Source organism: Flavobacterium sp. NRK1, assembly GCF_024054175.1.
GTDB lineage: Bacteria > Bacteroidota > Bacteroidia > Flavobacteriales > Flavobacteriaceae > Flavobacterium.
Genome location: NZ_JAMXLA010000001.1, coordinates 3,383,621 through 3,406,992, shown reverse-complemented (window position 1 = coordinate 3,406,992; position 23,372 = coordinate 3,383,621). Strand labels below are relative to the sequence as shown.

The window sequence follows — 23,372 nt, the reverse complement described above, 5'->3', positions numbered from 1 at the left end:
GCACATTGCAAATCTAATTATTTTAACATAACAACTATCAATTTGTATGCCATGTTAATCAGTTTTTATCAGGCAGCATAAATAACTCAAGCTCTTCATTTTCAAGAGTAATAGTTCCCTGCCGGTTTAGCCCCAGTCTTTTTAAAAGTTTTTGTGATCTGGTATTTTCTTTTATAGTAACGGCGCATACAGGAGCTATATTGTGCTTGTGTACCACCTGATCTATAACAGCCTTACTTGCCTCAAAAGCATATCCTTTACCCGAATACTCTTTAAGGAAAGCAAATTCAATGTCGGGGCAGGGAAGGTATTCTTTTTTGAGCAGGGTAATTATACCAATAGGAATTTCACCGATCCTTACCGTCCAGAAATAAAAATCATCTACGGCATTTACTTTTTTAATATAGTTTAAAGCATCATCCTGTGTTACAATATTCCTGTTTCCAATATTATCAATCCATTCTTTTGAATTGAGCAGTTTGAATATAAATACTGCGTCATTAACAGACAGCCTTTCAATTGTCAGGCGTTCAGAGGTAATTGTATCGGTCATTTTATCTACCGGTAAATAATTGGTTATTTGTTGCGGCTTGTGCGGCTTTTTTCTGCATTCCATTCTTCAGAGCTGTCGTTTTGATCACGCTCGTCTTCACGTACAACTTTTCCGGATTTTGTATAATGAGCATTATTACTCATGTTATCATCGGCAGTTATTCTGCTTTCCGAAGGTTTTTTATCGTCTTTCATAACTTTAAATTTTTTGAACAATAAAGTTATAAATGATATTTTTCAGTTCTGTTAATTTATTTGTAAAGCTGCGTTTTAATAAATTAGCTCTTCCACATTTTTACTTATGTTCTCGGCAATTTTAGCGGTTGGCAGATCATTAGGATCATTACCGAACGGATCTTCAATTTCTTCTGCAATCAGCTCAAGGCTGGCAAGCACATAAAATATAAATACTACTACAGGTATAACATAATAACCAAGCTGAAACACATAGCCAAAAGGCAGTGTAATTACATAAGCAAAAATGAATTTCTTAATAAAAGCACTGTAAGAATAGGGTATAGGAGTGTTTTTTATACGCTCGCATGCACCGCAAATGTCTGTTAACGACTGCACCTCGGCATTAAGTATAATAAGCTGATCGCCGGTTATTTTGCCCTGCTTATACAATTCATTAATTTTAGCCATAATGGTTTTAGCTATCTGGTTGGGTTTGTGTTTGTAATGATCTGCCGAGAGTGTTGCATCATCAAACAACTCATGGCTTATATCTACGTTTTTAAGGTGCAGGTTAAGTACAGAAGAATAAGCAGGAATAAGTTTGCGCATAATTTCTTTATCTTCTTTCTCCTGAAGTATAACGGCAAGCTTTAGGGCTAAATTACGACTGTTGTTTACCAGCGCACCCCACATTTTTCTTCCTTCCCACCAACGGTCGTAAGCAGTATTGGTTCGGAAAACAAGTAATAATGAGATAACGAACCCCAGCATTGTATGCATAACGGTAACATTCTTTATGTGACTGGCTTCTGAAAGCTGAAAATACTCGATTTCCAGAAAAGCAATAATGGCGGAATAAACAGCAATGCCTGCCATTATAGGAATTAATTTTCTGAAGGTATCGCCTTTATGAAACCTGAAAATAAATGAGAACCACTCTTTTGGGTTGTATGAGATCATAGTTTGCTATTGTATTTTAACGAAAGCAAATGTAGAAAAATGTAGAGATATTTTTCGGCTATGATGTATAATGATGTAATATAATAAGGCAGGTACTTCTAAAAGTACCCACCTTATTTCGTTTAAAACCTAATAATCGATTCCAGGTGTGTAACAGCGTACATAAGCGCTGAAAACCTTAAAGTAAAGTTTTTCCTGAAAGAATGTGCGTGGGGGGCATTTCTCATGAGCGTAAGGTTTAAAGTTATACCCAAACTTACTCAATCAAAATTATACTTATTTGATTTTTAGGTGAATGGTAGTTTTAAATAGATGAATGGAAATTATGTACAGGTAAACCGATAAAAACTTGGTTTAATAACGTGTTTTTCATTAAACAGCCGGTTGTCAGTACATTGGTGAGTGCTGATTTAAAACTGCGCAAACCTATTTACTATCTATCTCTATCCATACGGGGGCATGATCGCTGGTCTTTTCCCAGCCGCGCACATGGCGGTCAACCTTAGCGTTTTTTAATTTATCTACGAGTTGCGGACTTAGCAGGAAATGATCTATCCGCAGTCCGGCATCGCGGCCGTATGCATTTCGGAAATAATCCCAAAAGGTATAGATCTTCTCGTTGGGGTAGAGTTTACGTATGGCATCTGTCCAGCCCTGTGCCACAAGGTTATGAAAAGCCTCACGCACTTCCGGCCTGAAGAGCGCATCCTTTACCCAGCGTTCGGGTTTATATACGTCCAGTTCGGTAGGCATAACATTAAAGTCGCCCAGCAGGATAACCGGAATTTTAAATTCTAACAATGCCTTGGCACGATTGGTCAATCGCTGAAACCATTTTAATTTATAATCGAATTTAGGGCCGGGGGCAGGATTGCCGTTGGGCAGGTACAGGCAGCAGATAAGTATGCCCTCAACCATAGCCTCAAGGTAACGGCTTTGTACATCTTCGGCATCACCGGGCAATGCACGGCCCACTTCTTCAGCTTTTAAACCTGTTTTTGAGAGGATGGCGACACCGTTCCATTGCTTTTGCCCGTGCCATATAGCATTATAGCCTGCTTTGTTAATTTCAGCTTCAGGAAACTTTTCCTGTGGTGCTTTAAGCTCCTGCAGGCATATAATATCAGGCTTTGCCTCGCCAAGCCAGCGCAAAAGTACCGGAAGCCTGCCGTTAACTCCGTTTACATTATAAGTTGCGATTTTCATATTCCTAAGTTAAGGAATAGTTGATAAGTGAAAAATTAGATTAACAGTTTTATTTTAAATCATAAATATTACGCTTTAAATGTTAATAAATGGTATGTTTTGTGAATAAAATTTAAATGATTTATATTTCTTGTTTTGTAATTTTGAAAATGACTTACGTTGTCTAGGTAAGTTGTTTTTATTTTGTATATAATAATTAAAAATTATGGAGAATTTAAATGAAAAGATTAAGTTACCAAGCAATTGGATGCTTGTTAATCCTGAATCAATATGGCGATATTTATTGACTATTTCTAAAACAGGAAATGTATTTAGTAAAGAACAATTAATTAAGTCGGGATTGTATACTAATAATGAGGATAACATTAGTAGGAATTTATCTTATCTGAAATATTTAGGTATCGTTGAAGAAGAAAGAGGGAAAGGAAAAAATCAAAAATTTTTAGTTAATGAAAACTCTTATGTTAGAAATATAACTTATGAACTAAAAGCTGGTAGAGAAGATGCAGCTAAAGATAAATTAAAAGAGCATTTTAAAAACCATATTCTATTTCAAACTTTAAAATCTGAATTTTTTAAAAATGAAAAAGAAAAAACATTACATGAGTTAGAGCATTTTCTAAAAGATGGAATACCTAACAAAAGTCCCGTATATTATCAAAAAGGAGGTGAGTTTTTGATTAAATTATTAAGTATAGCTTCCTTAGCTACTTTGTCAGGTAACGATATTTTGTTAAATGACGATAACGACAATCAAATAATTGTAAATGATGACGATGTAGAGTCTAATGCCGAAATCATATCAAGTAATGTTGAAACTAACCCGTCAATACCTCAACCTTATTTTGATGAGGCTTTAATTGTTCCATCGAATGTATATACAATTAAATTTGTTGGACCTGGTATGAATACAACACTAGAAATTCAGGAAGAGGATGATCTACTAATTGTTGAAGCAACTTTAGTAAAAATCAGAAAAAAGTTATTAGCCAATGCATCTAATTAGTCCTTCATTTAAGTTATGTGAAGAAATTTTAGAATATTTCACATTATATTCAGCTGATGATATTACTGAGAATAAAATTGTTTATGCAATTGCAAAAACACCTAGCTATGTAAAAAAAGCTCTTAATTTTTTGCGCTTATGTGGTATTATAATCGAAGAAAATGAAAAACTTAAAATAACTGACAGTTACATTAAATTTTTAAGTGAGGGAACTATTGATGGAGTAATAAAAATTGGAATAACGAACCAAGTTGTTTTTAAAGAATTTTATAGGTTAAAAAATTCTGGTAAATCACTTAAACAAAGTGCCCAATATGTTATAGCCTTATATCGACTTAGTATTGATGTCGATAAATTAATTAAAGTTATGGAGGATTGGACTAAATATTTAAAAACAGAAATTAAAAATAGTAATAAAAATACTCAGGTTGAAGTGCATGGATTTATGTGGGTAAATGAAATGGGGGAATTGATTTATGACGAAAAAGCACATACTGAATTTATTGTTGATCAAATAAAAAAAGAAAATAAAGATTTAGGGGAAGGATCAGTATTTGTTGATCCTGAAAGAATTGAACAATTGAAAAAAATAAATAATTTAGAATTTGATTTAACTAAACTTGTAAGAAAATGTATAGAGTTGAATGTTGCATATTCAACAAAGTGTTATTTTTCTGTTGGAATGCTAACGCGTGCCATTATTGATCACGTTCCACCAATTTTTAACAAAACGACTTTTACTGATGTTGCGGGAGGGCATGGTTCAAAAAGTTTTAAAGATTCAATGATACATTTAGATAAAAGTTCCAGAAAAATAGCAGATTCGTTTTTACATACTCATATTAGGAAAAAAGAGATTTTGCCAACAAAAACTCAAGTTAATTTTAGTAGTGATTTGGATGTGCTTTTAGGTGAGATTATCAGGGTATTAAGTTAAATTTTCTTTTGATATTAAACCACGTCGTTTCTCTTCGTAATGACAGGGATCGCGTAGTGTGTATAATTAAGCAACTGTTAACTAATATAATTCCAAATACTTTTCTTCTTGCTCATTTCCAAAAAAGCATTGCGCATAGCAGTATGCTCGGGGCGTGCCAGGGCGGCATCGTCTTTAAGTATCTTTATGGCATGGTGGCGTGCCAGTTGTAGTATGTCTTTGTCTCGTACCAAATCGGCAATTTGCAGGTTGAGTACACCGCTTTGCTGTTTGCCCATAATATCACCGGGGCCGCGCAGTTTAAGGTCAACCTCAGAAATTTCAAAACCATCGTTGGTACGGCACATGGTGTCCATACGTATTTTGCTGTCGTTGCTAAGTTTCTGTCCTGTCATTAATATGCAGTAACTTTGTTCGGCCCCACGTCCTACACGTCCGCGAAGCTGGTGCAATTGCGAAAGCCCGAAACGTTCGGCACTTTCTATGATCATAACACTGGCGTTGGGTACATTTACACCTACCTCTATAACTGTGGTGGCTACCATTATATTGGTTTTGCCTTTGGCAAAACGTTCCATTTCGCTGTCTTTTTCCGAGGGTTTCATTTTACCGTGTACAATGCTCACGCTGTACTGCGGTAATGGAAAGTCGCGCGAAATGCTTTCGTAGCCATCCATAAGGTCTTTATAGTCCATTTTCTCGCTTTCCTGTATCAACGGATAAACAATGTATATCTGCCTTCCTTTGGCAATCTCTTCTTTAAGAAAAGCCCATACTTTAAGGCGGTTGCTGTCATAACGGTGAACCGTTTGTATGGGTTTACGTCCGGGAGGGAGTTCATCAATTACCGAAATATCCAGATCACCATACAGGCTCATGGCAAGCGTCCGCGGAATAGGGGTGGCGGTCATAACAAGCACATGCGGCGGAATCTCATTTTTATGCCATAATTTACTGCGCTGCTCTACACCAAAACGGTGCTGTTCGTCTATAATAGCCAGTCCGAGGTTCTTAAACTGAACTTTATCTTCAAGCAGGGCATGGGTGCCAATAATAATATGCAGCTCCCCCGATTCTAACTGCTCATGTATAATTTTTCGCTCTGACGTTTTAGTTGAGCCGGTAAGTATCTTTATGTTTATTCCTAATGGCTTAGCCAGTTCGTTTAGCCCTGCAAAATGCTGATTGGCTAATATCTCTGTCGGCGCCATTAAACACGCCTGAAATCCGTTATCCAGTGCTAATAGCATACTCATTAATGCCACAATGGTTTTACCCGAGCCTACATCGCCCTGTAGCAGGCGGTTCATTTGGGCAGGCTGCCCCATATCATGACGGATCTCTTTTAAAACACGTTTTTGCGCACCGGTCAGTTCAAAAGGCAAATGATTTTGGTAGAACCCTGTAAAATAATCGCCTACCTTATCAAACGGATTCCCTTTTATTTTATGTTTCCTTATAAGGTTCTTGGTTATAAGCTGTAGCTGAATAAAAAATAATTCTTCAAACTTTAGCCTGAATTGTGCCCTTGCCAGCAAATCCTGGCTCTTAGGGAAATGCACATTAAACAATGCCGCATTTTTCGGGATAAGCTGCAGTTCGTTTATTAAATGTCCGGGCAGGGTTTCGGTAAACAATGCCTGGGTTTCTATAAACAACTGCTGCATGATCTTGTTTACTACCTTATTGGTAATGCCACGCTGTACCAGTTTTTCGGTAGAAGGATAGATAGGCTGCATAGCACTTCGCAGGCTTTGCTCATGCTCGGTAAGCAATTCCATTTCAGGATGCGCCATATTAAATACGCCATTAAACGATGTGGCTTTACCAAACACTACATAAGGCGTATTGATCTTCAGGTTCTCACGAATCCATTTTTGCCCCTGAAACCAAACCAGTTCCATTTCGCCTGTGCCATCGGTAAAAGTAGCCACAAGACGTGTTCGCTTCTCGCCAATCGACTTGATGTTTATTACTTTGCCTACCACCTGAACTTCGCTATTGCTGTTTAGCAATTCGTTGATGCGGTAATAGCGGGTACGGTCTATATAGCGGTTTGGGTAAAGGTTTATAAGGTCGGCATACTTATGAATACCCAACTCTTTCCGGAGCAGCTCACCGCGCGCCGGGCCCACACCTTTAAGGTATTCAATAGGGGTTTCGAGTAGGTTGTTCATAAATACGTGAGGTTGCGGGTTCGAATCCCATCGAGGTCACAAAGCGAAATCGGATCACGAAGATAAGAAAGCATACATAATTATGCAAAAACACATCTTTTGCTATTTGCCGTTTTCTTCATCTTTGTTAAGAACACTTCCTTCCTCGGGATACTGAATACTACCTTTAAGTTCATCAATATGTTTCGGGTCAAATTTAGGCAGGTGTAACTCTTTGTTTTCTTTCCAGTTTTTTACTTTGGTCGCGGCTTCATCTGATTTTTCTTTAGACAGGCCGCCATCTTTTGCAAAATATACCGTTTGAGAAGGGAAGGCAAAACCACTGCCGCTTTTGTTTATTACATCCATCATGCGGAGTAATAAATCTTCCTGTACCTCCTGCGAGGCGTCAAAATTACCCACTTCTATATAAGCCAGTATTTCAATATTCCATGAACTTTCCCCCACACCTGTAAACCGCACTTTTGCCGGTTCGGGATTAATCAAAGGGTGGGAGTAGAGTATTGCACGTAATTCAACCAGAAGATAACGTATCTGATCCGGTGAAGTTTCAGTTCTTAAGCCAAACACATGGTTAAACAGGAAACGATCGCGCTGTGAATAATTTTCGATACTGTTAGAAGAGAATTCGCCATTAGGTATGGTTACTATCGTTCTTGCCACTGTGCGCAGTGTTGTAGAGCGCATCCCTATAGACTCTACGGTTCCTTTAATATCTCCCACACGGCAAAAATCTCCCACACGTATTGGCTGATCGGTTATAAGGGCTACGCTTCCTACAAAGTTCTCTACAGTTTTTTGTGCACCTAAAGCCAGCGCAATACCACCAATACCTAATGCTGCCAGCCAGGTGGTAACATCAAAACCTATAGCACCAAGAATAGCTATTACACCTATTATAACAATAGCCATTTTAGCGGTTCTTCTTAAAAATAATATTACGGATATGGCAGATATACGGCCACGCAATGTCATTTTCTCCTTGCTGTAAACGCTTATAAAGTCAGTTAGTTTCCAAAGTAATATTAAAAATGCTACAATGCCTATGGTAACAGTTATATAACTAAACCTTTGACGCACTATAATAGAAATACCTACATGCTGCGATAACGAGACAAAAAGCCAAACCGCCAGATATAATTTTAGCGGTAACGAAAAAGCCTCTATAATGGCTTCCATTTTTTGCGTGCGTGCTTTGGGCCATAATTTTATTAGTAAAAAACTAATGAGTGCAATAATTCCCCATGCCATTAAATAGGAAATAAGCACTAATACTACAACTGCAACCCAGTGGCCTACAGGTACTCCTGCGAGCTTTCTTTCTTTAAGTGCATCCGGCAGTATTCTGTCAAGCAATGTTTGGTCTTCAGTATTTATTGCCGCAATAGCATCTACCGTTTCTGCGGAAAATTGCCATAGCGGCGGATCTTTTTCGCCTGCCTGGTTTTCTACATAAAGGCTTATAGGTTTATCGTCTACTGTAATTGTACCTACAAGGTCTATACCCTGTCCAAGATCATCGTCGGTGCGTCCCGTACTTTTGTTGCTTATTAATGAATAGGGAACAATATCGCCGCTTTGATCGAGTAAACTCTGAAAAGATTTTACTATGCGTTCTCTTTCTTCTTCCTTCCTGAAAGAACGTTTGCTTAATACCAGGTACTGACTTGCCCTAACGTAGTTCTGATCCGCCATAGCCTGAATAAATCCATTAACCGTTCCGCGGGGATTGCGCCTGCCTAAAGAATCCTGCGGGATTTCTTCTGTTGTTTCGGCAGCACTTTTTGTAGCCGTTAACAGTTGTGCATTAACTGTATAAGATGATACCAGTACTATAAGAATACATATAGATTGTATCAGTTTTTTTAAAATATGTCCGGCTTGTAATTGCATAGGTGTGGCATTAGCAGAATGAAATATAAAATTAGAAAAAATATACCAGCCTTATTCCTGTTTTTAACGTTATGTTCTAAAAATAAACCGTTGCCAGTACATATGCAATTGCTTAGCTTTGTATAAACGCCGAAAATTCAAATGAAATACCTTTTCTTTCTTCTTATAACTACTTTTTCTTTTGCACAGCAAACTAATAAGGTAGATTTTATTACCGCTAACGCTGACATTTCTTTTGATGTGCCTCAAAAAAAAGTTATTGGTAAAATGGTTTATTCTTTCAATGTAATTGATAAAAAAACCGATACCATTTTTATTGATGCTCATAACATGCAGTTTAGTAATGTTACTATTAATGGGAAAAAAGCCGGATGGGTAAGTTCTTCTAAAGCATTAAAACTTTATAAGGGGTTTAAGAAAGGGAAAAACAGACTGGAATTTGATTATTCCGTACAGCCAAAACAAACATTGTATTTTGTTAATGATTGTAACGATGTTCAGATATGGACACAGGGGCAGGGTAAATATACCAGCCATTGGCTGCCAAGTTTTGATGATGTAAATGAAAAGGTTATTTTTAATATATCTGCTTCTTTTAATAAAGAATATACTGTTTTATCTAATGGAAAGCTTAAAGATAAATCTATAAAAGGGGCATCTCAAAAGTGGAATTACCAAATGGAAAATCCTATGAGTAGCTACCTTGTTATGCTGGCTATTGGAAAATTTAAAAGATGGGAAATGATTTCGGCTTCAGGGACACCTTTAGAGTTTTATCTAAGAGAAAAAGACAGTGCGGATTTTGCAACCACTTATCGTTATAGCTGGGATATATTTAATTTTTTTGAACAGGAAATAGGTGTAAAATATCCCTGGGGAGTGTATCGTCAGGTTCCCGTACTCGATTTTCTTTATGCAGGAATGGAGAATACTACCTCTACGATTTTTGCTCAGGATTTTGTGGTAGATTCTATAGGATTTAATGACCGTACCTATACCAATGTTAATGCACATGAGCTGGCTCATCAATGGTTTGGCGATCTTGTTACAGCCAAAAGCGGTAAGCATCACTGGCTGCAGGAAGGTTTTGCAACCTATTATGCATTGCTTGCCGAGCAGAAGCTTTTTGGGGAAGATCATTTTAATTACGAAATGTATCAAATGGCAGAACGCTTGCAGCAGGCTTCTAAAACAGATACAATACCTGTATTAAACGAAAAGGCAAGTTCGCTTTCATTTTATCAAAAGGGTGCATGGGCCTTGCACGTGCTTAGAGAAAGAGTAGGCCATGATGCGTTTCAAACTGCTGTAAAATCCTATTTGGAAAAATATGCTTTTAAAAATGTAAATACCGATGAATTTTTGGCAGAGATTAACAAAATTTCATCTTATGACACTAACGACTGGAAAAAACGCTGGCTTGAATCGGGGAGTTTTCAGGTTGATGAGGCTATAGAATTGCTCAAACAAAACGAATTTATGGAATTATATTTTGGAGTAGGAGAACTTCAGAATAATAGTTTTGAAGAAAAGAAAAAGGTTTTTATGCAGATGATGGAATCTAATGCTTTTTATGCACTAAAAGAAGAAGCTATATTTCAGACTGCTGATGTACCTTTTGATGAAAAAGAAGATTTTATACGTCTTGCAATGCAGAATAAAGATACACGCCTGCGTCAGGCAGTTGCAAGAACTGTAACTGTTTTTCCAGAAAGCTTTATACCGGAGTATAAAACTTTTTTATATGATGATTCTTATATAACACGCGAAATTGCAATAAATGTACTTTGCAGAAATTTTCCTGACAGGCAGGATGAATTTTTAGATGCAGGCAAAGACTGGGTAGGCTTTAATGATAAAAACCTACGTATTTTGTGGTTAACGCTCGCATATAAAGCCAAAGGTTATCATGATACTGAAAAGGAAAGTTTTTATGAAGAACTTCAAAGTTATGCAGCTCCCGGTTATGAAAGTACAGTGCGTCTTAATGCATTAGCTAACTTGCTTTATTTAGGTAAACAGGATCCGGTTGTACTGCAAAATCTGGTAAATGCTACACTGCATCATAAATGGCAGTTTGTAAAATTTGGTAAGGATAACATTCGTAAGCTGCTGAAGAAAGAAGGTTACCGACAGCAGTTTGAAAGCCTGTTACCAACATTACCTGAAGCAGAGAAAAAAAGTTTAGAAAAACTTTTGGCAGAATAAGTTATTCCGGTAGTAAATCACAAAACCAGAACTTTGACTTAAAACCTTTAGTATTATATTCCCGCATGATGATTTCACCTTTGGTGAAGTTTACAGGCTTTTTAAAATAAGGCCCATCAAAGCAAAAGGTATGAAACTCGCCATTTTCGCCACATATATCTACATCTTTCGGCAGATCATTAATAAAATCATGATCTATAATGCGGCCTGCAAAAGATTTGTCAAGTTTACTTCCATCAATGCAAACAGTAATGGCTTTAAAACCCAAATCAATAAACTGGCTCATTAGTTTCTTAGTGTCTTTTTTCCATAGGGGAAATACAGTTTTAATACCGAAAGGCTTTAATTGATTTTCACGATAGGTTTTCAGGTCTTCTAAAAAAATATCACCAAATGCAGCATATTCATATCCTTCAGTAAGTAAATTTTCAACTTTGCCTTTCATTATAGTCTCATATTCTGCATTTGTAGGCTGCTCCAATAATTCAATGTTTGTACCCGGAATTCCTACAGCCTGAACCTGTTTTTCTAATAGCTCCTTCCTTAACCCATGCATACTTACACGGTTGTAATGTGAATTAACTGATGTTAATAAATAATCGACACTATAATTTTTGTCCTGCAATAAATAGTATAAAGCAAGAGCACTGTCTTTACCGGAACTCCAGTTGAAATAGGTTTTAAATGTTTTGTTATGCATAAGTTTTTATTCAATAGAAGAAAATACCCATTGTTCATGTGAAGAGGCATCTTCTATTATAAGGTCACTGGCAGACACTTTTATAAACATCCATTGAGCAGGTATATTTTTGAATGTAGTTTTTACACCAGTTTTAGTATTATTTAGTGTCCATTGCCCATTTTCTTTTTTACTACCTAATTGAAGGATGCATTTATTGTTAGGACTGAATTCAATATAACTTCCCGAAAGCATTTCGCCAAAATCTTCTTTTTGCTTTTCGGTAAGGTTAGCGGGAGCAGGACGTTGTTTAAGAAACCATTTTTTTGTAATAATATTTGGGGTAATAACCTGATAATTGGATTTTTCATGAGGGGTTGCTGCCATCTGAGCAGACGGTAGTCCGGCACCGACACGGGACAATATAAGGTAAATTTTTGTATGATCTAATGTAAGCTTATTTTTTTCATAAGCTGTAATAGGGTAGCCATACATTTTACCGTCATTGGTAATAAATTCAATGTTTTTATCTTTTATATCCCATCTTCCTGTTTCAGTAATACCTAAAAGGCTTGACTCATAGCTTTTATCGCTGTTGAGCTTTATTTTCATACTATTCATTAACGGTGTTAATTTTGCTTTAGCTTCCTGAGGTTTCGCTTCAGACTCTTTTACTTCTAAGGAATAGAACTCCCAGTCTCCAATAACATCCTGCACGGTTTGTGCAAAAAATACATTTATATAGAAACAGATAATTAAGGAATAGTATGTTTTTCTCATATTATAAGATATTTACTATAAAAATAATAAATATGTACAAAAAAAGCATCTTCAAGATGCTTTTCGCTTAAAAATATTTATTCACTCCAAAGTCCGGATACTTCATTTTTTAAATGAGCTATACCTACACTGCTCGGACTTTGCTTATCAAAAAGGTTTTTGAGTATCGTTTCACGCAAATCCTGTGCTGTTGCAATAGTAGAATCTGAACTTGTTTTACGTATCATTTGTATTGTTGCATTTTTTGCTGTTGTAACAATGTCCCAGCTTTCAGATGATATGTATATCTGTTGCGAAAGATTATGTTCATATTCAACCTCTATTTGAGATATAAGATATTCTTCATAATCGTGCTTGTTTGAAGATTGGGGAGTAATACGTATAAGCAATTTGGCAGGATTTGTTCTTTCCAGGAATAGCGTCAGCCTTTCATAAGCTTGTAAACGTAGAGGTAAAGCATTTTTTTGTGCTTCTTTATGTATAAGATAGCGTCGTCTTCCTTCTTCATTACTCGTATGCATATTAAAAAAGTAATAGGCAACGCCTCCGGTTATCAGAGCCGGTAGTGTATAAAAGGCAAGTTCAATAATTTTGTCAGCGTTCATAAGTTATAATTATGGTGTTTTTTAAGATATAACGTCACAGAGACATACTAATTGTAAAAAGCGAAAATAAGGAAATAAGTTTTTCCTGTAATGCGCTATTCAAATAATTTGCAATTATATTTAATGTATTAAAAAAACAATGATGAACAAAAGGGTAATGTATTTAATTATTTGTTGTTTAACAATTTTAACAGGACTGCTTGTAAGATTGAAAAAAGCATGGTTCCCCGATATTGTGAATTTGTATCTGGGAGATATATTATATGCTTTTATGATGTTTTACATAGTTAGTTTTATTGTTGTACATAAAAACAAATACACGAGAGCATATATGGCTCTATTTATCTGCTTTAGTATAGAGTTTTTACAGTTATATAATTCTGAATGGATTGTTGTTGTAAGACAAACATTACCGGGTAAACTTATATTAGGTTCAGGCTTTTTATGGAGTGACCTATTAGCATATATCATAGGCGTAGTTGCAGCATTTATTTTTGAAAATTTTATGCTTTCCCGAACTAAAATGACTAAAGGTAATGTCACTTAAAATGTCTATTTTTGCGTAGTAAATTGCAAAAATGGATATTCACAGTTATATAAGCCAGTTAAATGAAGCCCAGCAGGCACCAACGCTGCAAAAAGATGGTCCGATGATCGTTATAGCAGGTGCAGGTTCGGGAAAAACAAGGGTACTAACCATACGTATTGCTTACTTGATGAGTCAGGGAGTAGATGCTTTTAATATTCTTGCGCTAACCTTTACCAATAAGGCAGCAAAAGAAATGAAAAAACGTATAGCAGATATAGTAGGTAACTCTGAAGCTAAAAATCTATGGATGGGTACATTTCACTCTATTTTTGCTAAAATTCTTCGATTTGAGGCCGATAAACTTGGCTACCCGTCTAACTTTACAATTTATGATACTCAGGACAGCGTTAGGCTTATAAGTGCAATAATTAAAGAAAAACAGCTTGACAAAGATGTATATAAACCGAAACAGGTTTTAGGCAGAATATCAAGTTATAAAAACAGCCTTATTACTGTTAAGGCATATTTTAATAATCCGGAACTTCAGGAAGCTGATGCAATGTCTAAAAAGCCACGTTTGGGCGAAATTTATGAAGCCTACGTAGAACGATGCTTTAAGTCGGGGGCAATGGATTTTGACGATCTTTTATTACGAACCAATGAGCTGCTTACCCGTTTTCCGGATGTATTGATGAAGTACCAGGACAGGTTTAGGTATATACTTGTAGATGAGTATCAGGATACCAACCATTCACAGTATCTTATTGTTCGTGCTTTGTCAGACAGATTTCAGAATATTTGCGTGGTAGGAGATGATGCACAGAGTATTTATGCCTTTAGGGGGGCTAATATTAATAATATCCTTAATTTTCAGAAGGATTATGATAATGTACAAATGTACCGTCTTGAACAAAATTACCGTTCAAGTAAAAATATAGTAGAAGCTGCAAATGCTATTATAGATAAAAATAAAACCAAGCTTGATAAAGTAGTCTGGACATCTAATGATGAAGGGCCAAAAATAAAAGTGCACCGCAGTCTTACCGATGGAGAAGAAGGCCGTTTTGTAGCCAGTACTATATTTGAGCAAAAAATGCAAAACCAGTTAAATAACGGAAGTTTTGCTATTTTGTACCGTACCAATGCACAGTCGCGTGCTATGGAAGATGCACTGCGTAAAAGAGATATTCCGTACCGTATTTATGGAGGACTATCCTTTTATCAAAGAAAAGAAATTAAAGATGTGCTTGCTTATTTAAGGATGATTATTAATCCTAAAGATGAAGAGGCATTGATGCGTATTATAAATTACCCTGCAAGGGGAATTGGTAACAGTACCATTGAAAAGCTTACTGTAGCTGCTAATCATTACGGTCGTTCTGTTTTTGAAGTTATGGAGAACATAGACCGCATAGATCTTAAACTTACCAGTGGTACAAAAAATAAACTGCAGGATTTTGTAACCATGATAAAGAGTTTTCAGATTCTTAATCAGGATCATGATGCTTTTTATCTTGCTGAACTTGTAACGAAAAAAACCGGGCTTATACAGGAGCTTAAGAAAGACGCCACACCTGAAGGTATTGCCCGTATAGAGAATATAGAAGAGCTGCTAAATGGTATGCGCGACTTTATTGAAGGACAAAAAGAGGTAGATGGTGCCCGTGGTGCACTGTCAGAATTTTTGGAAGATGTTGCCCTTGCTACAGATCTTGATAAAGATACCGGAGATGATGACCGTGTTGCACTAATGACGATTCACCTTGCTAAAGGCCTTGAGTTTCCATATGTATTTATTGTAGGTATGGAAGAAGACCTGTTTCCAAGCGCAATGAGCCTTAACACACGTAGTGAGCTTGAAGAGGAGCGGAGGTTATTTTACGTTGCTCTTACACGAGCGGAACATCAGGCTTATTTAACCTATGCTCAGTCGCGTTACCGCTGGGGTAAACTTGTAGATAGCGAACCTTCCCGATTTATTGAAGAAATAACAGATAAATTCCTGGAATATCTAACTCCGGCAGAGAGTAATTATCGTTATAAGCCGATGATCAATTCAGATATTTTTGGAGATATAGATAAATCAAAATTGAGGCAAACTAAGCCTATCAATACAGCACCGCCAAAATGGGTTACAGATAATGATCCTAAACCCGATTTGCCTATTAGAAAATTGAAACCAATGTCAGGTAATGCTCCTGTTTCATCGGGTGCCGCAATGCCGGATACTAAACTTATTGTTGGAAATGTTGTAATGCATGAACGCTTTGGCAGGGGTAAAGTACTTAATCTCGAGGGTGTAGGAGCCGACAAAAAGGCCGAAATTCAGTTTGAAGTAGGCGGTATTAAAAAATTACTGCTGAGGTTTGCTAAACTTGATATATTGGAATAATTGCTAATCGCATTGTATATATGTGCCTTGCTGCTTAAGCTTAGTCACTATTTCAGTATCATCGCTTAAGTTTACAAATTCAAATTTTGTGTGCGAATAAAAATAATTATAAACCTCTTTTTTAAGATCATATTTTTTATCCATATCATTTGCATCCAAGCCAATATAAATGGTAGGTGTTTCAGAATCTATATATAATCCGGCTATGGGGTTAGATGTAAATCTGCCTCTTTTTTGAGAGTGTTTTTTTAGACATTTAGTAAGCTCCCTAAAAGATGACTTATCAACAGGAATGAATAATGTAGCAACGGTTTTTATTACTACCAGCCTTTGCTCAAAATCTTCTCTGGTGAGGTTTTCATATACGTCTTCTGTAACGTTGTTTCCCTTTTTATTATTTGCAACAACTTTATAAACATATACAGGACCAAAAGGTAAACCCCACCATCCCCACAAAAGTGTTATTAAATTATATTTTCTATAATATCTTTTATGGTCTCCTTTTTTAACGAAATAGATTTTTGAAGGAGCTCGTCCGGGAGCAATAATAGGCCTTGGTACCACATATTCATAAAATACAAATTTGGCACCATTATCTCTTTCAAGCATAATGCTTTCAAAAGTTTCATCTTTCGGGATTTTTAATTTGTATTTATGTATTCTCATAAGGTGGTGAATAGAAGCAGAACAAACCAATACTCACAAATATATATAATTGCATTTACTTTTATTTTAAAATTTTATAGTTAATAGTAAATATGTGTTAATAAGGTAAAGATTGATAGTGTAAATTTGTAACTTTAATAGTGTTAATGAATAAGGCGATTCAAATTTAGAATCTTGCCTGAAGATGAAATTTAATTATGGCTCAATTTATAAAGATATACCCCGAAAATCCTAACGAAAAGGAAATTGCACGAGTTGTAAAAATATTACGGGATGGTGGATTAATAATATATCCTACAGATACAGTATATGGGCTTGGGTGTGATATTACAAATACTAAAGCGCTTGAAAAAATTGCAAGGATAAAAGGTATAAAACTGGATAAGGCTAATTTTTCCTTTGTATGCAGTGATTTAAGTAATATTTCCGACTATGTGAAACAAATAGATACTTCTACTTTTAAAATACTTAAAAGATCATTGCCGGGACCCTATACTTTTATTTTACCGGGTAATAATAACCTACCTAAAGAATTTAAAAAGAAAACAACTGTTGGTATTCGTGTACCTGATAATAATATAGCGCTAGAAATAGTACGTCAGTTAGGAAATCCTATTGTTTCAACATCTATTCATGATGAAGATGAGGTACTTGAATATAGTACTGATCCTGAACTTATATTCGAAAAATGGCAAAATCGTGTTGATGCTGTTATAGATGGGGGTTATGGAGATAATACAGCATCAACCATAATTGATCTTTCGGGTGATGAACCGGTAGTAATAAGGGAGGGTAAAGGAGATATTGATATTTTTTAGCATGCTGCCTGTCATTCTGACAAAGAATCTATTTGTATTATAAGATTCTTCACTTCATTGGATTACGTTTAGAATGATAAAATAAAATAATTAAAGCTCCCAAAGGGAGCTTTAATTTGATATAAAAAAAAATTGAATTACGAATTCTCTGTCTTTAATAAACTAATGATCTGTTCAGCAAGTTCAGTCCCGATACGATCCTGAGCTTCCAGGGTTGCAGCACCTATATGTGGCGTAAGTGATACTTTAGGATTCATTAATACCTGAATTGCAGGTTTAGGTTCTTCCTCAAAAACATCAAGTCCTGCAAAAGCAACTTTACCGGAATCAAGAGCATCTATAAGGGCAACTTCATCTACAACACCGCCACGTGAAGCATTTATTATACCTACACCGTCTTTCATAGCTTCAAATTGCGCTGCTCCTATTACATAACCATTGTCCTGTGCAGGTACGTGAAGTGTTACAAAATCAGAATGTTTTAATATATCCTCAATAGGTTCAGTAGGTATAGCTACATTAATAAACTGTCCATTATAAAAATCAACGCGTATTTCTGCGCTGTGTTCAAATTTATCTGAAGCAATAACACGCATGCCTAAACCAAGTGCTATTCTTGCCACAGAGCGGCCTATACGACCAAAACCGATAATACCTAACGTTTTTCCACGAAGTTCTATACCGTTAGCATAGGCTTTTTTAAGACCGTCAAAATTAGTATCTCCTTCAAGAGGCATATTTCTGTTGGAATCATAAAGAAAACGAACCCCGCTAAATAAGTGTGCAAATACAAGTTCTGCTACAGAGTCTGAAGACGAAGCCGGAGTGTTAATAACATGAATACCTTTTTCACGGGCATAATCTACATCAATATTATCCATACCAACACCGCCGCGCCCAATAATTTTAAGACCCGGACAGGTATCTATAATATCTTTACGTACTTTAGTAGCACTGCGTACTAATAATACACTAATATTATTTGCATTAATATAATTGGCAACCTGTTCCTGTGCTACTTTTGTTGTTATAACTTCAAATCCGCCATCTTCAAGAGCTGTTACACCGCTTTTAGATATACCGTCATTTGCTAATACTTTCATTTTCTTCATTTAAAATTTAAGGATGGATGAACTTAAAGTTTCCAACCATATTATATTCAGTTAGTTATTTAGTTAGTTATTTAGTTAGTTATTTAGTTAGTTAGTTAGTTAGTGAAGCGACTTAGTGTCCCACTACTGCAGAACAGTTTTTTCTAATTCCTGCATTGCATCTACTAAAACCTGTACGCTTTTTATTGGCATTGCATTATATATAGATGCGCGATAACCACCTACAGAACGATGCCCGTTAAGGCCGCTTATACCTTTAGCTTTCCATATTTTATCAAACTGCTCTGTATGTGTTTCATCTTTTAGTAAAAATGTAACATTCATTTTAGAACGGTCTTCCGGTTTTGCAGTGCCTTTAAATAACGGGTTACGGTCTATTTCATTATAAAGGAGCTTGGCTTTTGCATCATTTTTCTTTTCCATTGCAGCTATCCCGCCATTATTTTTTAACCATTGTAAAGTAAGGTAAGAAGTATAAACAGCAAATACTGAAGGAGTATTATACATACTTTCTTTGTCTATATGCTGCTTATAATCAAGTATTGAAGGTATTTGTCTGCCTGTTTTACCAAGAATTTCTTCTCTAATTACAATTAGTGTGGTACCGGCAGGTCCCATATTTTTTTGTGCTCCGGCATAGATAATGTCAAATTTTGAAAAGTCAAGCTGGCGTGAAAAAATATCAGAACTCATATCACATACAACAGGTATTCCTATTTCAGGAAAACTATGCATTTGCGTTCCGAATATGGTATTGTTGCTTGTGCAGTGAAAATAGTCTGCATCAGCAGGAATTGCATAATCTTTTGGTATATAAGTATAATTATCAGGTTTAGATGATGCTACAACAACTGTATCGCCAAATTGTCTGGCTTCTTTTATAGCACCAGCAGCCCATGTTCCTGTGTCAAGGTAAGCTGCTTTGCCATGTTGCGTCATAAGGTTATAGGGAACTCTTAAGAATTCAAGACTTGCTCCTCCGGAAAGAAAAAGTGCCTGATAGCCTTTACTTGTAAGTCCTAAAAGTTCTAATGCCAGGGCGCGGGCTTCTTCCATTACCGCTACAAAATCTTTGCTTCGGTGAGAAATTTCAAGTAAGGAAAGGCCTGAGTTATTGAATTCTAATACAGCCTGTGCAGCTTTTTCGAAAACTTCCTGAGGCAGGATAGATGGTCCTGCGCTGAAATTATGTTTTTTCATGGAATGAGATGAATTTTGGTATTGCAAATTTCCTAATTAAAGCCCGAATAACAGCAAGAAAAATTATAAATAATTCTGCTATATTTTTGATAAAAATGCAATTGTATCTACATTATCGGCGTAATCTAACAATCCTGGTTTTTGAGTTTGACCAAAAGGAATACTATCTGGAGTTAAATTATTACTCACAACACACTGAAGCTGTTCATGATCATCTTCCAGCTTTTGCTTTAAAGTATTTAAATCCTCATAAAACTCATAAAATACGCTGGAGATAGGGGAGGCATACCCGGAATCTTCTTTTATAGTAAGAAATTCATTATCAAGTAATTTAAAATTACTCATTAAAAAAACAGCTTTATTATAATCATAATTGTTAGCGTATTTTTCATAATGAATAACATCTTTATATTCATACATTGCTTCAAAAAAATCCTTGAAGTCATATCCTTTCGGTACAAATAATTTAGAAACATTACGGCAGCCTAAACCAAAATAACGGAAAATATCTTCTCCAAGTCCTATTAAGTCTTCTTTGGTTTCATTACCCGTAAGTATGGCTGCTGAATTTCTGTTTTTACGAATAATGGAAGGTTTGTTTTGAAAGTAATATTCAAAGTAACGGGCAGTATTATTACTTCCGGTAGCTATAACGGCATCAAAATTTTCAAGCTTACCCTCAGTAAAAAATATAAAATCTTTAAATTCAGGCTCAGTTGCGATAAGGTATTTTGATAGGAATGGCAATAAATGCTGATCGTTGCCTGATGTTTTTATTAATGCTTTATGACCGGTTATAAGTACCGATAAAAAGTCATGAAAACCGACCAATGGTATATTTCCTGCCAGTACCAGCCCAACAGTTTTAGGCTCTATATTATCTAAAGTATAATTTCTTAACCAGTTGTCAAGGTTTTCAGGTGTTAAAGCTTCCGCCCATGATTGAAGGGCAAAAATAACCTGTTCTTCAGTATACCAGCCATTATGTGATTTAGATTGCTGTATCAAATCCAGCATTTTGCTGAAAAAATTATCATTATGTAGCACATCATTTTTTGGCTGGCTGTTATCCAGATGAAACTGGCTCAAAAACTTTCCAAGCTCAATAAAAGCGTTTTTTCTTTTCGTTAACGTCATTATGTTTGCGTATGAATGGATTTGCATGTAATTTTGTTGCAAATTTAAGCTTTTAAATACTAAGATACGCTATGGCAATCATTATAACAGACGAATGTATTAACTGTGGGGCCTGTGAGCCTGAATGTCCAAATACGGCTATATATGAAGGAGCCGATGACTGGAGGTATAAAGATGGTACCAGCCTTCGTGGCAGGGTTGTATTACCATCCGGAGAAGAAGTAGACAGCGAAGAGCCACGCACTCCTATATCAGATGATATTTATTATATAGTGCCTGATAAATGTACAGAATGTAAAGGTTTTCATGATGAGCCTCAATGTGCAGCAGTTTGCCCGGTAGATTGTTGTGTGCCCGACGATAACCATGTTGAGAGTGAAGAAACGCTGCTTAACAGGCAGGCTTTTTTACACGGAGATGAATAAACATAAAAAAATCCTGAGTTTAAACTCAGGATTTTTTATTTTCATAGCAATTGTATTTTTATTCAGCTTTTTTATAAGTTTCTACAGTAATACCATCTGCATTTTCATCATAAGTTTCAACTACAAAATTCCCATCAGCATCAAAATAACCAACAGATGTTCTGTCTTTTGTTTTATAAATGTAGTTGTTGTTAGACGTTTTTCTAAGTACTCCATAGCTTACATTGTCCGGTGAGGCTATTTTGTATCCCATTTTATCACTTACAAACTGATATCTTTCGCCATTCATGGTATAAAAAGATGAACGGTTTATTTGTGTTGGTACGCCATCACCTGAAACTGTAGTAGTGGCTGTAACCTTTACAGGAGTTGGTTTTACATCTTTATTTAGTTTTTTAGATTCGGCATCTTTTAATTCTATATCCTGTTTAGCCGCTCTTTTTTCAGTTTTGGTAAGTGTTTTTGGACTTGATCCGTCATTAACAGTCACTTTAGTTGTCTTTGTTTCTTCCGTGACGTTCTTATTAACCTGCGCATTAAGCGATAAGCTTAAAGCAAGCATTATAATTACTGCAATATTTTTCATGACTTTTGTTATTTTAGATTATTACTCATAACAAAATTACAGCCTGTATGTTAAACAAGTTTGTATAAAAACATAAAGTATTGGTAAAGTTAAGTTTGTGATATTACCCTTCATTATAGTTGGGCTTTAGACTTTACAACTTTGGGCTTTAGACTTTAGACTAAAAATTATATATTTGCACCCTCAAAAAAAGCCAATTCATGAAAGCAGGTATAGTAGGATTACCAAACGTAGGTAAATCGACACTTTTTAATTGTTTGTCTAATGCTAAAGCACAGAGCGCTAACTTTCCGTTTTGTACTATTGAGCCTAATATAGGTGTGGTAAACGTACCAGACCCGAGGCTCGAAAAACTGGAAGAGCTGGTTAAACCGGAGCGTGTGCAGCCTGCAACTGTTGATATTGTAGATATTGCCGGACTTGTAAAAGGAGCAAGTAAGGGGGAGGGACTTGGTAACCAGTTTTTAGGTAATATCAGGGAATGTAATGCTATCATTCACGTATTACGTTGTTTTGATAATGATAATATTGTTCACGTTGATGGGAGTGTAAACCCAATCCGTGATAAAGAAACGATAGATATTGAACTTCAGCTTAAAGATCTTGAAACAGTAGAAAAACGCCTGGAAAAGGCTAAAAAAACTGCTAAAACAGGTAATAAGGAAGCTCAGGTAGAAGCAGGATTGTTAGAAAGAATAAAAGATGCATTGTTACAGGCAAAATCTGCAAGAACAGTTGTGCCTCAAAATCACGATGAAGAAGAGTTGATGGATAGCTTTCAGCTTATCACTACTAAACCTGTATTGTATGTTTGTAATGTAGATGAAAGTGCTGCTGCAACCGGTAACAAATATGTAGATCAGGTTCGTGAACTTGTGAAAGATGAAAATGCAGAAGTAATGTTTCTTGCTGTAGGTACTGAAGCAGATATTACTGAGCTTGAAACCTATGAAGAGCGTAAGATGTTTCTTGAAGACCTTGGCCTTACAGAACCGGGAGCTTCTTCACTGATAAGGTCTGCGTATAAGCTATTAAACTTACAAACGTATTTTACAGCAGGTGTTAAAGAAGTTCGTGCATGGACAATTAATATTGGTGACACTGCACCACAGGCAGCAGGTGTTATACATACTGATTTTGAAAAAGGATTTATTCGTGCAGAGGTTATCGCTTATAATGACTACGTTACTTTTGGTACAGAAGCTAAAGTAAAAGAGGCAGGTAAACTTCGCGTAGAAGGAAAAGAATATATAGTTAAAGATGGTGATGTAATGCACTTTAGATTTAACGTGTAAATTTTTTATACTGAATACTGATATATTAAAGC

The 23,372-nt window shown here is 35.9% G+C and carries 22 protein-coding genes; 8 read left to right on the top strand and 14 right to left on the bottom strand.

The genetic code is table 11. The features are described 5' to 3' along the window. Window positions 1-58 precede the first annotated feature (58 nt). The 4 genes from NHE85_RS15740 to xth all read right to left on the bottom strand — a co-directional run bounded on the left by NHE85_RS15740 (window position 59) and on the right by xth (window position 2,895). Window positions 59-616 (bottom strand): GNAT family N-acetyltransferase, encoded by a 558-nt coding sequence (locus NHE85_RS15740; protein ID WP_252813093.1) that lies wholly within the window; start codon window positions 614-616, stop codon window positions 59-61. Beyond that, on the bottom strand, window positions 577-747 hold the full coding sequence (locus NHE85_RS15735; RefSeq protein ID WP_252813092.1) for a hypothetical protein: 171 nt from the start codon (window positions 745-747) through the stop codon (window positions 577-579). The genes NHE85_RS15740 and NHE85_RS15735 overlap by 40 nt, the downstream gene beginning before the upstream one ends. 75 nt (window positions 748-822) lie before the next feature. Further along, window positions 823-1,689 (bottom strand): bestrophin family protein, encoded by an 867-nt coding sequence (locus NHE85_RS15730; RefSeq protein ID WP_252813091.1) that lies wholly within the window; start codon window positions 1,687-1,689, stop codon window positions 823-825. A 426-nt stretch (window positions 1,690-2,115) separates the two neighbouring features. After that, window positions 2,116-2,895: an exodeoxyribonuclease III gene (gene xth / locus NHE85_RS15725; RefSeq protein ID WP_252813090.1), complete on the bottom strand. Its 780-nt coding sequence runs from the start codon at window positions 2,893-2,895 to the stop codon at window positions 2,116-2,118. A gap of 205 nt (window positions 2,896-3,100) precedes the next feature. On the opposite strand from xth, the gene NHE85_RS15720 reads away from it, so the two are divergent. Both NHE85_RS15720 and NHE85_RS15715 read left to right on the top strand, forming a co-directional pair. After that, window positions 3,101-3,901, top strand: a complete 801-nt coding sequence (locus NHE85_RS15720; RefSeq protein ID WP_252813089.1) for a hypothetical protein — start codon at window positions 3,101-3,103, stop codon at window positions 3,899-3,901. Next, window positions 3,888-4,838, top strand: a complete 951-nt coding sequence (locus tag NHE85_RS15715; RefSeq protein WP_252813088.1) for a hypothetical protein — start codon at window positions 3,888-3,890, stop codon at window positions 4,836-4,838. Before NHE85_RS15720 ends, NHE85_RS15715 begins: the two co-directional genes overlap by 14 nt. 77 nt (window positions 4,839-4,915) lie before the next feature. Here NHE85_RS15715 and recG read toward each other — a convergent pair whose 3' ends face one another. Continuing rightward, on the bottom strand, window positions 4,916-7,015 hold the full coding sequence (gene recG, locus NHE85_RS15710; protein ID WP_252813087.1) for an ATP-dependent DNA helicase RecG: 2,100 nt from the start codon (window positions 7,013-7,015) through the stop codon (window positions 4,916-4,918). A 102-nt stretch (window positions 7,016-7,117) separates the two neighbouring features. Beyond that, window positions 7,118-8,908: a mechanosensitive ion channel family protein gene (locus tag NHE85_RS15705; protein WP_252813086.1), complete on the bottom strand. Its 1,791-nt coding sequence runs from the start codon at window positions 8,906-8,908 to the stop codon at window positions 7,118-7,120. 141 nt (window positions 8,909-9,049) lie between these two features. Here NHE85_RS15705 and NHE85_RS15700 point away from each other — a divergent pair, with 141 nt between their 5' ends. Beyond that, a complete protein-coding gene (locus tag NHE85_RS15700; protein WP_252813085.1) occupies window positions 9,050-11,116 on the top strand; it encodes a M1 family metallopeptidase in 2,067 nt (688 codons plus the stop codon). Window position 11,117: 1 nt separating this feature from the next. Here NHE85_RS15700 and NHE85_RS15695 read toward each other — a convergent pair whose 3' ends face one another. The 3 genes from NHE85_RS15695 to NHE85_RS15685 form a co-directional block, all read right to left on the bottom strand. After that, a complete protein-coding gene (locus NHE85_RS15695) occupies window positions 11,118-11,816 on the bottom strand; it encodes a diphthine--ammonia ligase (protein ID WP_252813084.1) in 699 nt (232 codons plus the stop codon). 6 nt (window positions 11,817-11,822) lie between these two features. Further along, window positions 11,823-12,575 (bottom strand): hypothetical protein, encoded by a 753-nt coding sequence (locus NHE85_RS15690; RefSeq protein ID WP_252813083.1) that lies wholly within the window; start codon window positions 12,573-12,575, stop codon window positions 11,823-11,825. 77 nt (window positions 12,576-12,652) lie between these two features. Next, on the bottom strand, window positions 12,653-13,180 hold the full coding sequence (locus tag NHE85_RS15685; protein ID WP_252813082.1) for a hypothetical protein: 528 nt from the start codon (window positions 13,178-13,180) through the stop codon (window positions 12,653-12,655). Window positions 13,181-13,319: 139 nt separating this feature from the next. On the opposite strand from NHE85_RS15685, the gene NHE85_RS15680 reads away from it, so the two are divergent. Together NHE85_RS15680 and NHE85_RS15675 are read left to right on the top strand one after the other, a co-directional pair. Then, complete coding sequence (locus NHE85_RS15680; protein ID WP_308219366.1) at window positions 13,320-13,727, top strand: DUF2809 domain-containing protein; 408 nt, start codon at window positions 13,320-13,322, stop codon at window positions 13,725-13,727. A 31-nt stretch (window positions 13,728-13,758) separates the two neighbouring features. Then, window positions 13,759-16,101, top strand: coding sequence for a UvrD-helicase domain-containing protein (locus NHE85_RS15675; RefSeq protein WP_254004416.1), 2,343 nt, complete (start codon window positions 13,759-13,761; stop codon window positions 16,099-16,101). A 3-nt stretch (window positions 16,102-16,104) separates the two neighbouring features. On the opposite strand, the gene NHE85_RS15670 is transcribed toward NHE85_RS15675, so the two are convergent. Then, window positions 16,105-16,767: a hypothetical protein gene (locus tag NHE85_RS15670; RefSeq protein WP_252813081.1), complete on the bottom strand. Its 663-nt coding sequence runs from the start codon at window positions 16,765-16,767 to the stop codon at window positions 16,105-16,107. 197 nt (window positions 16,768-16,964) lie between these two features. Between NHE85_RS15670 and NHE85_RS15665 the strand changes: the two genes are divergently transcribed. Beyond that, window positions 16,965-17,585: an L-threonylcarbamoyladenylate synthase gene (locus NHE85_RS15665; protein WP_252813080.1), complete on the top strand. Its 621-nt coding sequence runs from the start codon at window positions 16,965-16,967 to the stop codon at window positions 17,583-17,585. Window positions 17,586-17,722: 137 nt separating this feature from the next. Here the strand turns inward: NHE85_RS15665 and NHE85_RS15660 are convergent, their stop codons facing one another. The 3 genes from NHE85_RS15660 to NHE85_RS15650 form a co-directional block, all read right to left on the bottom strand. After that, the gene (locus NHE85_RS15660) at window positions 17,723-18,688 is read right to left on the bottom strand and encodes a D-2-hydroxyacid dehydrogenase (protein WP_252813079.1); all 966 of its coding nucleotides are present in this window, start codon (window positions 18,686-18,688) and stop codon (window positions 17,723-17,725) included. Between the two features lie 132 nt (window positions 18,689-18,820). Beyond that, the gene (gene serC / locus NHE85_RS15655) at window positions 18,821-19,897 is read right to left on the bottom strand and encodes a 3-phosphoserine/phosphohydroxythreonine transaminase (protein WP_252813078.1); all 1,077 of its coding nucleotides are present in this window, start codon (window positions 19,895-19,897) and stop codon (window positions 18,821-18,823) included. Between the two features lie 78 nt (window positions 19,898-19,975). Further along, window positions 19,976-21,034, bottom strand: a complete 1,059-nt coding sequence (locus tag NHE85_RS15650; protein WP_252813077.1) for an acyl-CoA reductase — start codon at window positions 21,032-21,034, stop codon at window positions 19,976-19,978. Between the two features lie 71 nt (window positions 21,035-21,105). Between NHE85_RS15650 and NHE85_RS15645 the strand changes: the two genes are divergently transcribed. Further along, window positions 21,106-21,459, top strand: coding sequence for a 4Fe-4S dicluster domain-containing protein (locus NHE85_RS15645; protein ID WP_252813076.1), 354 nt, complete (start codon window positions 21,106-21,108; stop codon window positions 21,457-21,459). Window positions 21,460-21,517: 58 nt separating this feature from the next. On the opposite strand, the gene NHE85_RS15640 is transcribed toward NHE85_RS15645, so the two are convergent. Further along, window positions 21,518-22,045, bottom strand: coding sequence for a hypothetical protein (locus NHE85_RS15640; RefSeq protein ID WP_252813075.1), 528 nt, complete (start codon window positions 22,043-22,045; stop codon window positions 21,518-21,520). A gap of 200 nt (window positions 22,046-22,245) precedes the next feature. On the opposite strand from NHE85_RS15640, the gene ychF reads away from it, so the two are divergent. Beyond that, the gene (gene ychF, locus NHE85_RS15635) at window positions 22,246-23,340 is read left to right on the top strand and encodes a redox-regulated ATPase YchF (protein ID WP_252813074.1); all 1,095 of its coding nucleotides are present in this window, start codon (window positions 22,246-22,248) and stop codon (window positions 23,338-23,340) included. Window positions 23,341-23,372 lie beyond the last annotated feature (32 nt).

Bases quoted from the DNA above. Each gene is read 5' to 3' on its own strand.
- ychF (WP_252813074.1), top strand. From the start codon at position 22,246: ATGAAAGCAGGTATAGTAGGATTACCAAACGTAGGTAAATCGACACTT.
- serC (WP_252813078.1), bottom strand. From the start codon at position 19,897: ATGAAAAAACATAATTTCAGCGCAGGACCATCTATCCTGCCTCAGGAA.
- NHE85_RS15675 (WP_254004416.1), top strand. From the start codon at position 13,759: ATGGATATTCACAGTTATATAAGCCAGTTAAATGAAGCCCAGCAGGCA.
- NHE85_RS15650 (WP_252813077.1), bottom strand. From the start codon at position 21,034: ATGACGTTAACGAAAAGAAAAAACGCTTTTATTGAGCTTGGAAAGTTT.
- NHE85_RS15705 (WP_252813086.1), bottom strand. From the start codon at position 8,908: ATGCAATTACAAGCCGGACATATTTTAAAAAAACTGATACAATCTATA.
- NHE85_RS15680 (WP_308219366.1), top strand. From the start codon at position 13,320: ATGATGAACAAAAGGGTAATGTATTTAATTATTTGTTGTTTAACAATT.
- NHE85_RS15700 (WP_252813085.1), top strand. From the start codon at position 9,050: ATGAAATACCTTTTCTTTCTTCTTATAACTACTTTTTCTTTTGCACAG.
- NHE85_RS15720 (WP_252813089.1), top strand. From the start codon at position 3,101: ATGGAGAATTTAAATGAAAAGATTAAGTTACCAAGCAATTGGATGCTT.
- NHE85_RS15660 (WP_252813079.1), bottom strand. From the start codon at position 18,688: ATGAAAGTATTAGCAAATGACGGTATATCTAAAAGCGGTGTAACAGCT.
- NHE85_RS15735 (WP_252813092.1), bottom strand. From the start codon at position 747: ATGAAAGACGATAAAAAACCTTCGGAAAGCAGAATAACTGCCGATGAT.
- NHE85_RS15740 (WP_252813093.1), bottom strand. From the start codon at position 616: ATGGAATGCAGAAAAAAGCCGCACAAGCCGCAACAAATAACCAATTAT.
- NHE85_RS15715 (WP_252813088.1), top strand. From the start codon at position 3,888: ATGCATCTAATTAGTCCTTCATTTAAGTTATGTGAAGAAATTTTAGAA.
- NHE85_RS15690 (WP_252813083.1), bottom strand. From the start codon at position 12,575: ATGAGAAAAACATACTATTCCTTAATTATCTGTTTCTATATAAATGTA.
- NHE85_RS15645 (WP_252813076.1), top strand. From the start codon at position 21,106: ATGGCAATCATTATAACAGACGAATGTATTAACTGTGGGGCCTGTGAG.
- NHE85_RS15670 (WP_252813081.1), bottom strand. From the start codon at position 16,767: ATGAGAATACATAAATACAAATTAAAAATCCCGAAAGATGAAACTTTT.
- NHE85_RS15685 (WP_252813082.1), bottom strand. From the start codon at position 13,180: ATGAACGCTGACAAAATTATTGAACTTGCCTTTTATACACTACCGGCT.
- NHE85_RS15695 (WP_252813084.1), bottom strand. From the start codon at position 11,816: ATGCATAACAAAACATTTAAAACCTATTTCAACTGGAGTTCCGGTAAA.
- NHE85_RS15730 (WP_252813091.1), bottom strand. From the start codon at position 1,689: ATGATCTCATACAACCCAAAAGAGTGGTTCTCATTTATTTTCAGGTTT.
- xth (WP_252813090.1), bottom strand. From the start codon at position 2,895: ATGAAAATCGCAACTTATAATGTAAACGGAGTTAACGGCAGGCTTCCG.
- NHE85_RS15665 (WP_252813080.1), top strand. From the start codon at position 16,965: ATGGCTCAATTTATAAAGATATACCCCGAAAATCCTAACGAAAAGGAA.
- recG (WP_252813087.1), bottom strand. From the start codon at position 7,015: ATGAACAACCTACTCGAAACCCCTATTGAATACCTTAAAGGTGTGGGC.
- NHE85_RS15640 (WP_252813075.1), bottom strand. From the start codon at position 22,045: ATGAAAAATATTGCAGTAATTATAATGCTTGCTTTAAGCTTATCGCTT.